Genomic DNA, 13,754 nt, shown 5'->3' on the forward strand with positions numbered 1-13,754 from the left:
CGACTCCTGCGGCTGACGGCCGCGACAGCACCATGAAGGGGTACCGGTGGCACCGAAGCGCAAGCTGATCGAAGTGTCGATTCCGCTCGACGAGATCAACAAGCAGTCCGCGCGCGAGAAGTCGATCAGGCACGGACACCCCTCGACGCTGCACTTGTGGTGGGCACGGCGGCCGCTGGCGACTGCGCGGGCAGTGCTGTTCGCTCAGCTTGTTGATGACCCGTCGAACTTCGTTGACGAGTATCGGCAGGAAGCCGTCGATCAGGGCTTTGAGGACCCCGAAGGCTGGGCCGAGCATCGCGTGAAGCAGGAGCGCGAAAGGCTGTTCGATCTGATCACGCGGATGGTCGACTGGGACAATCTCGGCGACGAGGACCTGTTCGACCGGGTGCGCGCTGAGATCATGCGCTCGACGAACAACAACCCACCCGCGATCCTGGACCCCTTTGCCGGTGGCGGCACGATCCCGCTCGAAGCGCAGCGCCTCGGCCTTGAGGCACACGCGAGCGATCTCAATCCCGTGGCTGTGCTGATCAACAAGGCGCTCATCGAGATTCCGCCGAAGTTTGGGGAGCAGCCGCCGGTCTTCCCCGATGCATCTTCGACGCAGCGCGATTGGCCGCGAGCAACAGGACTAGCGGAGGACGTTCGTCGCTACGGTGCGTGGATGCGTGACGAGGCCGAACGGCGAATCGGTCACCTGTATCCAAAGGTCAAGATCCAGGGCATGGACCATTCGGTCATCGCATGGATTTGGGCCCGCACGGTTACCTGCCCCAACCCCGCCTGCGGCATCGAGATGCCGCTCGTTAGGTCATGGTGGCTCGGCAAGAAGAAGGGCAAAGAAGCGTATGTAGTACCGCGGGTCATCAACGGTCTCGTCGAGTACGAAATCGGACATGATCTAGCTTCGGCGCCGACGAAGGAAACCGATGGAACTGTTTCTGGGCGGCGAGGTGCGGTCTGTATCGCATGCGCCACGACCGTTCCCATTGCGTATATCCGCGCCGAGGGGGTCGATGGGCGGCTCGGCGCGAGGCTCATCGCGGCAGTGGTAGAAGGCACGCGGTCGCGGATCTATCTTCCGGCTACCGAGGAGCAGCTTGCTGCGGCGAACGTTGAGAGACCCACCGATGCTCCTAGCGGCACGATCGCCGAGAATCCTCGCTGGTTCGCTCCGCCCGCTTACGGTCTGACCGAGTTCTCGGACCTGTTCACGAACCGGCAGTTGACAGCCCTCACGACCTTCGGCGACCTCGTGAGTGAAGCTCGCGAGCGGGTCCTTACCGACGCACGCGCTTCGGGTATGCCCGAAGGGGCGCGGATCGAAGCTGGGGGCACCGGGGCGGCCGCTTACGCAGATGCGGTCGCCACCTATCTGGGGCTCGCGGTATCGAGACTCACCGACTATGTATCGGCGCTTGCGTCCTGGTCGAATCACCCCAAGAACGAGGTGATCGTCCACGTTTTCGGCCGCCAGGCGATTCCGATGGTGTGGGACTTCGCCGAAGCGGCGCCGCTATCTGACGGTAACGGGTCGCTTCGTGGTCTCATTGCGGCAGTCGCGAGATCGCTGGACGGGCTACCCGCGAAAGGGCTGGGGCTAGTGCGGCAGGGTGATGCTTCGGTGGAGATGGGGCGTCAACTTCTATTGTCGACAGATCCCCCTTACTACGACAACATCGGATACTCAGACCTCTCGGACTACTTCTACGTTTGGATTCGGCGCGCGCTTCAACCTATATTCCCAGATCTCCTCAGCACTCTCCTCGTTCCCAAGGCTGAAGAACTCGTCGCTAATCCTTACCGTCATGCGGGGAAGAATGGCGCCAAGGAGTTCTTTGAGACGGGCTTCGAACTCGCATTCAAGCGCGCGCGGCAGGCGGCGACGAGCGATTTTCCTATCGCTGTCTACTATGCGTTCAAGCAGTCAGAAAGCGACGCCCTCGGCACCGCATCGACTGGATGGGAGACCATCCTTGGAGCGATTGTGCGCGCAGGCTGGACGGTCACCGCAACCTGGCCAGCGCGGTCCGAGTTCTCCGGCCGGATGATCGGGAACGGTACTAACGCCCTAGCTTCTTCCGTCGTGCTCGCGCTCCGACCAAGACCTGAGGACGCTCACACGGTCGACCGCCGAGGATTCATCGCGGCGATGAAGCGTGAGCTGGGTCCCGCTCTGCGGGAACTGCAGCAGGGCGGAATCGCGCCGGTCGACCTGCCGCAGTCTGCCATCGGCCCCGGCATGGCGGTCTTCTCGCGGTACGCGAAGGTAATCGAGTCAGATGGCTCGGAGATGCCGGTTCGCTCCGCGCTCGCGCGCATCAATGAGGTGCTTGATGAACTGCTCACCGAGCAGGAAGGTGACTTCGATCCCACGACGCGGTTCGCGATCGCCTGGTATCGCGGCCACGGCTACGACGCAGGGCTCTACGGAGACGCAGACAGCCTGGCGCGCGCCCGGGCTACTACCGTGACCGCGATGGAGCGCGGCGGCATCCTCACCGCTCGTGCCGGCAAGGTGCAGCTGCTGCGGCCGGTCGACCTGCCCGAGGGCTACGACGTCTCCGCCGACCAGCACACAAGCGCGTGGGAGGCGCTGCAGCACGCGATCCGCTTGCAGGACTCGAAGGGCATCCCCGCGGCCGGCGCGTTCCTGCACGAGGCGAGCCGGCGTTCCGACGGTGCGGTTGACCTTGATCTCGTCAAGGAGCTCGCCTACCTGCTCTTCCAGATTGCTGAGAAGAACAATTGGGCGAAGGACGCCATTGCGTTCAACAGCATCGCTACGTCGTGGGGCGACCTGCTGGAGAGCGGTCGCGAGGCGGCGCCGGTCGAGACGCGTCAAGAACTCGACTTCGACTCGCTCTGAGTTGCGATGTCGGTGATCTGGCGTAAGGTCTGAGTTCCGCTACTGCTCTTGCCCAGCACGCGGGAGTACTCTGCCCAGAGGAAGGAGTGTCATGATCCGCGCTGAAGACGTACCGTTCACCCACCACGTCGACCCAATGGCCGTCGCGGCGTTCTTCCTGCGCGCCGATCAGGAGCGCGTCGAGCCCGACATCACCCCTCTCAAGCTGCAGAAGCTGCTCTACCTCGCCCAGGCGAACTACCTCGCGTCAACGGGCGAGCGGCTCTTTGACGCGGACGTCGAAGCCTTCGACAACGGTCCCGTCGTCGATCCTGTGCGTCGTCGGTTCCAGGGACGCCAGATCATCGCCCTTGACAGTCGAGTCTCCGAACTCGAGTCTGACCTGCCCGCCGACGTGGCCGAGTTCCTCGCGCGGGTGTGGGAGCGCTATCAGGATTGGTCGGCCAGCAAGCTCTGGCGTCTCACGCACAGCCAGGCGCCCTGGAAAGACAACTATGTGGCCGGGCAGATGCACACGCTGATTCCTGATGAGTCGATGGCACACTACTTCGCTACGGCTGTGCCAGCTCGAGACCGGATCCTGCACCCGCACGTGGTGGTGGCCGACGCCTCGATCTTCGACGAGGACCCCGAGGCGGATGGGCGACTTCGTGAGTTCCTGACGGCATGAGCTCCGCGGCATGGGCATCCCGTCTTATCCTCACGGATGCTCAGCAGATCAGCGGGTTCCGGTGCGGGCGGTCGAGCGTCGACGAATGGCTTCATGAGAAGGCGCTGTCGTCGAAGGCCACCGTGCGCACGACGCTGTATCTGGATGCGGAGCAGACCCTCATCGCATTCGCGGCCACGACCACGACGATCGTCGAGGTCTCGGGGGCGACAAGCGCACAGAGAGCCAACAGCCGGGACGGCCGAGCCGTCGGGTTCCTGTTGGCCCAGATGGGCGTACGGCACGATCTCGCAGGCAAGGGGATCGGCGGAGCCGTGCTGCGCGACGCGATGCGGTCCGCGGCGCGCATGCACGAGGAGGCTCCCTTTTCGTTGTTCGTCGTAGATGCCGCCGACGAGTCTCTCGTCGAGTACTACCGTCGCGCCGGGCTCGTGCGACTCGGCAACCAGCTGCGCCTCGCGACACCGATGCGCAAGATCAAGGCGCTCGTCAACGCCCTCGACGGCGAGGTATGGGGAAATATCACGGATCGCAATAGTTCGCTATACCCGAGCGGTACCGTGAATCTGCAACGTCGGTAGCGCCCCTTAGGGTGATGTCGGAGGCAATTCAATGGCATCGAATCGTGACCGCATCGGCCGGATGTTTGAGATCCTGGCCGAGGCACTCGACGACTTCATCACCCGCACCCTGGCGCCTGAGATCGGCGATCACGACTGGGCCAAGGTCGTGCAGCTCGCCGATGAGGCCAAGGGCATCACGGGCAAGGAGTACAGCCGCGAGGATCCTCAGGTGCAGCTGCGCATGCTCACCGAGCGCATCACGAGCCGCGTGAAGCCGGGCTGGTATCCGTTCGACGGCGTCATGTCGCGCCCTGCGCAGGCATACGTCAGCCTGCTGCGCGAGACGCGCAACGACTGGGCCCACAACAAGAGCTTCGACGACGACACCGCTCTCCGTGCGCTCGACGATGCCCGGCTCCTGCTCGCCGCGATCGGCCAGACGTATGCAGCCGAGAAGGTCGATGCGATGCGGCTCGACCTTCGCCGCATTGCGACCGGCAAGCAGGACCAGCGGGCGCTCAAGACCTCTACCGTCGTGCCCAGCGCCGCGGGCATCGCGCCGTGGCGCCAGGTGCTGAAGCCTCGCGACGAGGTGGCGACCGGCAACTTCCAGTCGAGCGAGTTCGCGGCCGACCTCTACAAGGTGGCCCGTGACCCCGCGAGCACGAGCGCAGAGTACTCCAACCCTGCTCAGTTCTTCGCGCGCACCTACCTGACCGAAGGCCTGCGTGATCTCATCGGGCGCGCTGTGCGTCGTCTCGCTGGTGACTCGAACGCGTCCCCTGTTATCAACCTGCAGACCAACTTCGGTGGCGGCAAGTCGCACTCGATGCTCGCGCTGTGGCATCTCGCGGGCGGGCTGCCCCTCGGCAGTTTCCCGCAAGAAACGCAGGAGCTGCTGACGGCGAACTCCTACCCTGTCGAGGGCATCACCGCGTCTCGGGTCGCGCTGGTCGGCAACCACATCGCGCCCGAAGGCGAGAGGAAGCCCGACGGCACGCGCGTCAACACGCTCTGGGGAGAGCTCGCCTGGCAACTCGGTGGCCCCGAGGCGTACGGCATCGTGAAGGAACACGACGAGAAGCGCACCAACCCCGGCGCAGCGCTGCATACGCTGCTGGCGACATACGCGCCCGCCGTGATCCTCGTCGATGAGTGGGTCGCCTACGCCCGTCAGCTGTACGGTCGCGAAGACCTCGCTGGCGGCACGTTCGACACGCAGTTCACGTTCGCGCAGTCGCTAACGGAGGCTGCGAAGTCGACTCCGGGCCTACTGCTTGCGATCTCCATCCCGGCTTCCCACGACGCCGACGACAGCAAGGATGTCCCGGGCGCCGCCGAGGAGGTCGGTGGGTCGAACGGCATGGAGGCGCTCAAGCGCCTGCAGAATGTCGTGCGGCGTGTAGCCGATCAGTGGCGGCCCGCATCGAGCGACGAGGCTTACCGCATCGTCAAGCAGCGCCTTTTCGAGTCGGAGGACGCCCAGGCGCTCGCGCAGATCTCCGCCACCGCGAAGGCGTTTAGTGACTTCTACTCGGTCAACGCCGCCGAGTTCCCGAAAGAGGCACGCGACCCGCGATACGCCCAGCGCATTGCCCAGACGTACCCGCTGCACCCGGAGCTGTTCGACCGGCTCTATGAGGACTGGTCGTCGCTGGAGCGTTTCCAGCGCACGCGTGGCGTGCTGCGCCTCATGAACTCAGTCATCCACGCCTTGTGGGTGGGTGAGGATCAAGGCCCGCTGATCATGCCCAGTTCCGTGCCGCTCTCGGTCGCCGCAGTCAACGCGGAACTGACGCAGTACCTGCAGGACTCATGGAAGGCCGTGATCGACGCCGACGTCGACGGCACGAACTCGGAGCCCGCCCGGATCGACAACGAGAAGCCCGTCTTCGGTCAGCGCTCCGTTACCAAGCGACTTGCCCGCGCCGTCTTCTTCGGCGCCGCTCCGACCATCGGCACCGCCCACAAGGGCATCGATACCCAGCGCGTGTTTATCGGCACCGCCGTGCCCGGAGACACGGTCGGCAACTTCCACGCCGCGCTGACGCAGCTCGCGGATCGCACGACGTACTACTACTCGAGCTCGGGAAAGCACTGGTATGACACCGAGGCCAACATCACTCGGCGAGCCAAGGACAGCGCCGAGAGCCTGCACATCGAAGACGTCTATGCCGAGATCGTCCGCCGGCTGCGCTCCGAGGAACGTGTGCGCAGCGACTTCGCCGGCGTGCACGTCGGGCCCAGCGACTCCGCCGACATTCCTGACCTCGATCAGGCTCGCCTCGCGATCCTTCATCCGCGGTTCGCGCACAAGCGCAAGTCGAAGTCGGCGGCGTACGAGTTCGCCAAGCAGGCGACCGAGCGCCGCGGCACCGCCCACCGGACGAACCGCAACATGGTCGTCTACCTCGCGCCCGACGAGGACCGTCTGGCGGAGCTCGAGCAGGCCACCCGCTCGTATCTGGCTTGGCTCGAGATCGTCAACAAGGCGAACGACCTCAACCTGACCCCCCAGCAGCTGGCGCAGGCGAACGAGAAGCGCGACCAGTACGGCCGCACCGTGGATGACCGCCTGCAGTTGACCTACCAGTGGCTGCTGCATCCTGTCGCGGATGATCCCTCGCAGCCGTTCGAGATCGACGAACTGAAGACCGACGGGTCAACATCATCGCTGAGCGAGCGGGCAGCGAAGAAGCTCGGCGGTGAGGGCGTGTACAGCACTCAGCACGCCGCGCGTTCGATTCGTCACGCACTGGACAACCTCGTGCCCGCCGCGTGGGAGACCGGGCACGTCAGTGTCGGCGCGCTGTGGGGCCTGTACGCGCAGTACCCCTACATGCCGAGGCTTCGCGACCGGCAGGCGCTGGTCGATGCAATCGACAACCAGCCGCTGCTCTGGCAGAGCGAGGGCTTCGCGATTGCCGCGAGCTACGACCCCGAGATCGAGAAGTACAGCGGTCTCTGGCTGCCGGGCGAGCCTGGCCGTGGGCCGATCGCCGACTCGTCGCTGATCGTGAAGCCGCTCGCTGCCGAGAAGCAGAGGGCGGCGGATGTGCCCGCGCCGTCGGCGGTCGTGCCTGCGCCGGTTCCCGGCACGGACGGCAACGATGTCGAGCCCGCGGTTGCGCCGGTGTCGCCGGCCCCGGTTCGGTCAACGACGAGATATGTCGGGGGCGCGCAGATCAGCGCCGAGCGTTACGCGGGTGACTTCGCGAAGATCGCAAACGAAGTGATCGCTAACCTCGTGGCCTACGGGGCGAAGGTCGAGCTGTCGATCTCGATCGACGCTGAACTTCCGGCGGGCTTCACTGAGCAGCAGATCCGCACCGTACGCGAGAACGCTACGACGCTGAACTTCGCGACGAACGCTTTCGAGGCGGAGTAGGCCTGATGCAGGCCGAACCGACGCGCGGTGATGGCCGCGGCGTACGTTCCCGCTCCGTCAAGCGAGCATGCTTGGTCTGCGGCAAGCCCGTGAGAGTCGGCTTGCGCTACGGGAACTTCTACTCGCACACTGCCGGAGACGGGGTGACGATCTGCTCCGGCACCGGAATGTCCGGAGGCGTAGACGCCGACGGCGCTGATCTCGTGGTGCCTGACCTCGGACGATCTGTCTCGGATCCACGGGGCGGCGCGATGACTCCCGACAACGCTGAAACCGTAGTGAGCGTCCGCGCGGTCAACGCCGGGCTTCCCGGTCACGGACGTAGACGCCTGTGATTCTCCTCCTCGGCTAGGGCGTGTCTGACAAATAGTTCGGCGGCGCGCTGAGAGTCTGAGGTCGTGACGCGGTTTCAGGTGCTCTCGGATGCTCAGTGGTCGTTGCTCGAGGAGATGCTGCCGCGCCCGACCGGGCGCAGGGGACGGCCCTTCGCGGACGCGCGGTTGATGGTCGAGGGCATCGTCTACCGGTATCGGTGCGGGATCGCGTGGAGGGATCTGCCGGAGGTGTTCGGGCCGTGGCAGACGGTATGGACCTGGCATCACCGCATGGCCACGGAAGGCACCTGGGACAAGGTGCTCGCCACACTCACCGCCGCCGCGGACGAGGCGGGGCTGGTGGAGTGGTCGCTGTCGGTGGACTCCACGATCGCCCGCGCGCATCAGCACGCGACGAACACGAAGCGCCTCACAGGGGGCTGGATCGAATTACACGAATCCGGGCGTCGAGCCGCCTGATCACGCGGTCGGCCGCTCCCGAGGCGGCCTGTCGACGAAGATCCACCAGCTCGTCGACGGCAACGGGCTCCCGCTGGTCGCGCTGCTGACAGCAGGCCAGGCCGGGGACTCGCCGATGTTCCTGCCGCTGATGGGACACCTCCGTGTCGCCCGCCCCGTCGGCCGGCCCCGCACTCGTCCGGACGCGGTCCGGGGTGACAAGGCGTACTCATCCCGCGCGATCCGCGGGCATCTACGCGCCCGCGGGATCAAGGCCGTGATCCCCGAGCCGTCCGACCAGCAAGGCCACCGCAAGCGCCGCGGCTCACGCGGCGGACGCCCCGTCGGCCTCGACGCCGCCGACTACAAGGGCCGCAACGTCATCGAGCGCCGCTACTGCCACATCAAGCAATGGCGAGGACTCGCCACCCGCTACGACAAACTCGCGATCACCTACCGGGCCGCTGTCATCCTCAACGCCGTCATCGCCTGGACCCGGCAATTGTCAGACATGCCCTAGGCCGACGGAATCAGAAGCGCCCTCGCGCTCGTGGCCACGGTCTCGCCCAACGCATCTCGACGAACAACGCGATGCCAGCGTGAGGGGTGGGTCGGCCTCCCGCCGAACGTCCACACGCGATGTTGGTGCTCACCGAGCCGATCGGTCAGCCAGCTGAGCTGTGCTCGAAAGACCAACCTCTGATCGCCGGTGGGGAGCTGAACTCCGTACCCAAGAAGCACATCCGTCGTGTCGGCACGGGACAGCTCGCGGGTGATCTCGTCGCGGCCCGCCCGCCATGCCGTCTCCGTCCCGGAAACGGCAAGGCAGTTGCTGTTCGGCAAGGACGCAGCATACAGATTTGCGATCGAGGCAGATGCACAGTCGAGAGCCTCGCGAGCGATCTCGATGCGGTTGAGCGTGCGAGTGCCGGCCCCGGCCGGGAGGCTGTGCAGGATAGCGACGAGGTGACCAGACATCATCCACCAGTATCGGCCGCGTCCACAGGCTGCGCACCCTCGTGAGCGAGGTGCCGCGAGAGCGTGCTGTGCTCTTGCGTGCCCCTGGAGCTATCTACTGCGGAGCAATAGCGAGAGTGTCATCCAGCGGTCGGGGCGTCGCGATGTCCTTGAGCTTCGCGGGACGCCCTGGCCGGCGCTCGACGACGCCATGAACGACGACGGTCGTGCCCTGATCCATCCAGTGGTGAATCTCGGTGAGCTGCTCGGCCCTGACGACCACCTCGACGCGCCCGTAGCGGGAGCTCGTCGGGCTCGGAGTCTGGATCGCGATCTCACCGGTTGCCTCGCCCGGCGCGTGACTGATGTGAATGATCGGTCCTGTGATCACTCGGAGCGGGTCGCTCTTCGGGGTCGAAAGCAGCTTCACCGACTTCGCGACGAGCGTTCGTGAATCGTTCTCGGCGGGGATCACGACGCGCGTCGGTGCGTCGGCGCTCGGTGCCTCAGCAGGTGCCCACGTGAAGCCCGTTTCGAGCCAGGAGACTCCCGGCTCGGAGAGCGCGTTGCTGACCTGAGCGAGCATTTCCTTCGTGCCGCCCGCGATGATGACCGGCGTGAGATCACTCATGCGCGGTTCGCGTGCCGGCTGGAGGATGTGCTTCTCGAACGCTGTCAGCGCCTGAGCCAGTGTGCGGGTGACGCGCCGCTCCGGAGACTCGGGACGTGTCGAGTTCACGTCGACGCCAGGCAGAGGTGTCTCTGGCAGCGGCTCCGGCGGGCTGACCTTCAGCATCACCGGGAACACGAAGGATCCGACCTCCGTGTGCGCGAGCTGCGCCTCGCGCACGATCTCGTCGCCGATGCGCGAGTAGTTGCTACCGATCGACTGTCGTGGACGGCGCGCGGCGGTTGCAGCCGCACGAAGCATGCCAAACGCGGAACCGACGACGGTCGCTCCAGCTTCGAGCGGGATCGCGTGTGCGCCGGGGGCCGAGTCGACTCTGAACCTCGTGACGTCGAAGCGAACAAGTTCGATCGCTCGCTCCACAGCGCCAGCCCCCTCACCTTGGGCCGAGGCGATCCGCATGATCAGATCACTCCAGGTGAAGGAACCGCGGGTGACGACGGGTGGCACGTACATCTCGGCTCGGTCAGCGAGCGACCAGAGCGTCGATGCTCCCGGGCTGACTGCGACGGATGTCCATCCATGTGTCGAGAGAAGCGCCGCTAGATCACCGGCCAAGTTCTCGGTCATGTGGCACCACCTCTCGCTCTCTCGTGGAACGCATACAGTTCGTCGCGCCAGTCGTACAGCACCTCAGCGCTCAGCAGGTCGGCTTTCGTGAACTGCATTGACGTCGTGTGCACCGCCGGATCGAACCGCTTGCCGAACGCCACAGACTTATGGATTGTGCTCGACGGCTGCCCCTCGATCCAATCACCGACCACCGACGGTACTTTCACGAGGACGACGTAGACCGGCTCAAAGCTACTCGACCACTTCTCGACCCATGCAGGTTCGAGCTGCAGCGTCGCTCTCCCCGGCCCGACCTTGAACGTGCCACTGCACTTCACCTGCACGGGAAGGCTCGCGCGCCCGAACCGCAACGCGACGTCCACCGCGTCCACGTCCTCGTCCGGGCTGTTCTCTGTGAAGCCCACACCGGCGTGTGCGGCGAGAGAGCGGAGGAACGCGACGCCATAGCGACCGCGTCGTCCGTTATCGGTGAAGCGCGGATTGGCAGACGTGAGGAGTCTCGACGCAACGACCGCCTCTGCTCCACTCGCGGTCGCTCCAGCCGTCACGCGGTCAGACTATCGGTGGGCCGGACGGCTGGGGTCCATGAGATTCGCCTTCGCCACGGATGAGCGATCACGATCTGAGTCTTCGGCCGTCGAGACGGCCAATACCCGGCCCTCACGCGGACCGGGTATTGGCTTCGGGTCAGTCGCGCTCGAAGTCGATGCGTGCCTCGCGGGCCGGCATCGGCTCGTTGAGAGACGCGCGGATCGCCTCAATCCGCTTTCCGTGAGGCTTGCCCATCGGACTGCGCGGATCGAGGTTGTAGACGTCATCGATGCGATGCACGTCTCGTGCCCACTTCTTGAATTGCTCCTCGATCTTCGGCTCGGCATGGAGGTACTTCATCCACAGCGTGGGCGAGGCGTTCTTGATCGTGTTGTTGACCTTGTCTGAGGCGAGGTAGGTCGCGATCTCGGCCTTCGCGCGCTCGTACAGCTCCTCCGACTCGAGGCGCATGATGTGCGCCGCGGAGCGGGCCGCTCGAAGAATCTCATCGGCCTCGACGGAGGCGTCCACCTCGGCGATCATCTTGATCGCCTTCGCCTCGGACTCTGCGGCGCGTCTCGTCGCCGCTGCCTCCTTATCCGCCGCGGTCTTCAGCTCCGCCGCGCGCCTGCGCGCCTTGAGCTCGAGCTCGTCGATCTCCTCGGTACGTCGCGCGTTCTCCTTCCCCTCACGAGCGTTCTCTTCGGACAGGTGCTGGGCGGCGGCGAGTTCCGCTCGGGCGGACGCGGCCAGGTCCTGCGCCGCCGTGTACTCGGACTTCGGAAGCGTCCTCCCGTGACGGGCACCGGGCTCGGTCTCGACGGGCCATCCGCGCGCGATCATGTGCTCCCGCAGCGCCGCCTGGTAACCGCGCAGCTTCTGCGGACCGGTGATCATCTTGCCGTTGTCGCCCCGCGCGGAACGATGCGCCCCGAACGCCTGGGAATGCATGGTGCGCAGTGCGTCGGGCGACGAGTCCGGAGCCTCCGGATCAGGACCGAACGGGTCGGCCATGATCTGGCAGTGCGGTTGCGTCTCGTCGTGGTTGGTGACCCAGCCGTGGATCGCGGCGTGTCCGCCCGGGATCACCTTCTCGGCGAGGAAGGAGATCGCGTCCTCGAAGTACCGCGACGCGTCGTCGAGGTCGCGGGCCTCCCAGCGAGAACGCGACATGGGCTGACCGGTCAGCGGGTCGATGCGCTCGTTGCCGTCGGCGTCGAGACGTGGATAGTAATCGGGGACTTCGACGCAGAGCGTGCGGGGGAGATGGATGACGAACAGGTTCGTGATCTTCTGCACGGCCGTGATCTTTCGGCGCACGCGGGCGACCCGCTCGTCGCCGTAGTCGAGAACGTCGGCGATGCGCATCGTCTCGCGGAATCCGCCGGCGCCGTCGTTGACGAACGCCTCGTTCAGCGGAGCGTCCTCGACGACGATGTTTGCGTTTCGGGCGGCCTCGCGGGTGAGGTCCTTCTTGTTGAGGTGCCGCATCGACTCATGCAGCAGCCGCGACCGGTCGCCGCGGTTGCCGCCCTCGCGGGGCGGGACGTGCATCAGATGGAAAGCGGCATGGCCGCTCGGAGATGTCATGAGTAGTGGTCTTCGCTTTCAGCTCAGGTGTTCTTGTTCCCGCTGTGCCGACGCGGAACAGCGGAGCGCGGGAGTCGTGCGGAGCCTCTGCTTCGCCCTCCACACGTCTCCCGCGGTGCGTCGCGCGGCGGTCGGAGCCTCGGGCTTCGCCTCTCCGCCCGCCGCGCGACGCGACAACTTCTCTCGCCACGGGATCCCTCCAGATCTGGGACCCTGCACCCTGATCTGGAGCCTCCGCTCCCGTGGCGACAGAAGTTGTCTTAGCCCCGTAAAGACAGCCCGCTCGCGTTGCTGGTGGCTGTCCGGGGCCCTGCCGGGAGCACGCCCGCTGCGCGGGCGAGCAGCACCTGCGGAGACCGTCCACTGGACGCTCCCCTCCGGGGCTGCGGAGGGCGGGCGGGCCGACGCTCCACTGGAGCCTCGACCCGTCCACCCGGTGCAGCGACGACCGCCTACTGCGACGTGCCGAGAGGACGCAGGAACACCGCGTTGGAGCCGGACGGGTCCGGCGCGGTCCTGTCGGACGATTCAGGCGTCTGGATCGGCGCGGCGGGCGACGGATGTGTCATGACAGATCCCGACGACACCTCGACCGGGAACGGGCCGAAGCCGTCCGGCTCATCAGCCGCATCCGCGGTCGGCTCGCCACCGTCGCCCTCGGCGAGCTTCTTGCGGATCGCGCCGATGTTCTTGTCCGTGCCAAGGAAGCCGCGGACCTTGGCGATCAGGTCGAGCGTGTCCGCGCCGACCGCCTCGGTGAGCCACAGGCCGAGCTCCTGGCGAGCAGACAGCAGCTCCTCCTTCTGGCGGCGCTGCTCGGCACGGATCTGAGCCTTGATGCGGCGGTCGATGTCGCGGCGCTCGTTCTTGAGTTCGTCGATCGACTTGGTCACCTGGCCACCTCCTCGACGATGTTCGGCTCCGTTAGTACGCATCCTCTTCCTTCCTGGAAGACAGACGTTCTGCCTCCGGGGGCGACTATCGCGACGGACTTGTCGCTGAGTAACCGCGGGTACGGAAGGACCGAGAAGAGGCGCCGTTCGGGCGTGCCCTAAGGCTGTCCCGGCGGAGCCAGATCAGGGGTCGGCAGAGCCGACCCGAGGAATGGGTGGAGACCAGGGCACGCGACCGCGTGCCGGGCTTCCGCGT

9 protein-coding genes are annotated in these 13,754 nt (G+C 65.9%); 5 read left to right on the forward strand and 4 right to left on the reverse strand.

The features are described from left to right. Positions 1 to 46: 46 nt before the first annotated feature. The 5 genes from ASD19_RS13245 (at position 47) to ASD19_RS14155 (ending at position 8,786) form a co-directional block, all read left to right on the forward strand. Complete coding sequence (locus tag ASD19_RS13245; protein WP_055993566.1) at positions 47 to 2,872, forward strand: DUF1156 domain-containing protein; 2,826 nt, start codon at positions 47 to 49, stop codon at positions 2,870 to 2,872. 91 nt (positions 2,873 to 2,963) lie between these two features. Continuing rightward, positions 2,964 to 3,542 (forward strand): Panacea domain-containing protein, encoded by a 579-nt coding sequence (locus ASD19_RS13250; RefSeq protein WP_055993569.1) that lies wholly within the window; start codon positions 2,964 to 2,966, stop codon positions 3,540 to 3,542. Further along, positions 3,539 to 4,123 carry a hypothetical protein gene (locus tag ASD19_RS13255; RefSeq protein ID WP_055993572.1) on the forward strand — a complete coding sequence of 195 codons (585 nt, stop codon included), beginning with the start codon at positions 3,539 to 3,541 and terminating at the stop codon, positions 4,121 to 4,123. The genes ASD19_RS13250 and ASD19_RS13255 overlap by 4 nt, the downstream gene beginning before the upstream one ends. A 31-nt stretch (positions 4,124 to 4,154) precedes the next feature. Next, the gene (locus tag ASD19_RS13260; RefSeq protein ID WP_200941118.1) at positions 4,155 to 7,493 is read left to right on the forward strand and encodes a Swt1 family HEPN domain-containing protein; all 3,339 of its coding nucleotides are present in this window, start codon (positions 4,155 to 4,157) and stop codon (positions 7,491 to 7,493) included. A gap of 398 nt (positions 7,494 to 7,891) precedes the next feature. Then, positions 7,892 to 8,786, forward strand: a protein-coding gene (locus ASD19_RS14155; protein WP_200941119.1) for an IS5 family transposase whose coding sequence is annotated in 2 segments (ribosomal slippage) — positions 7,892 to 8,242 and positions 8,244 to 8,786 — 894 coding nt in all. Because the reading frame shifts where the segments join, the coding sequence is not laid out codon by codon here. A gap of 552 nt (positions 8,787 to 9,338) precedes the next feature. Here the strand turns inward: ASD19_RS14155 and ASD19_RS13280 are convergent. The 4 genes from ASD19_RS13280 to ASD19_RS13295 all read right to left on the reverse strand — a co-directional run bounded on the left by ASD19_RS13280 (position 9,339) and on the right by ASD19_RS13295 (position 13,498). After that, positions 9,339 to 10,481 carry a hypothetical protein gene (locus ASD19_RS13280; RefSeq protein ID WP_156377207.1) on the reverse strand — a complete coding sequence of 381 codons (1,143 nt, stop codon included), beginning with the start codon at positions 10,479 to 10,481 and terminating at the stop codon, positions 9,339 to 9,341. After that, a complete protein-coding gene (locus tag ASD19_RS13285) occupies positions 10,478 to 11,032 on the reverse strand; it encodes a DUF4365 domain-containing protein (protein WP_156377208.1) in 555 nt (184 codons plus the stop codon). Before ASD19_RS13285 ends, ASD19_RS13280 begins: the two co-directional genes overlap by 4 nt. Before the next feature lie 139 nt (positions 11,033 to 11,171). Next, complete coding sequence (locus ASD19_RS13290) at positions 11,172 to 12,569, reverse strand: hypothetical protein (protein ID WP_055993589.1); 1,398 nt, start codon at positions 12,567 to 12,569, stop codon at positions 11,172 to 11,174. 488 nt (positions 12,570 to 13,057) lie between these two features. Then, the gene (locus ASD19_RS13295; RefSeq protein WP_055993592.1) at positions 13,058 to 13,498 is read right to left on the reverse strand and encodes a hypothetical protein; all 441 of its coding nucleotides are present in this window, start codon (positions 13,496 to 13,498) and stop codon (positions 13,058 to 13,060) included. Between the last annotated feature and the right edge of the window lie 256 nt (positions 13,499 to 13,754).

It is taken from the genome of Microbacterium sp. Root53 (assembly GCF_001426925.1).
GTDB lineage: Bacteria > Actinomycetota > Actinomycetes > Actinomycetales > Microbacteriaceae > Microbacterium.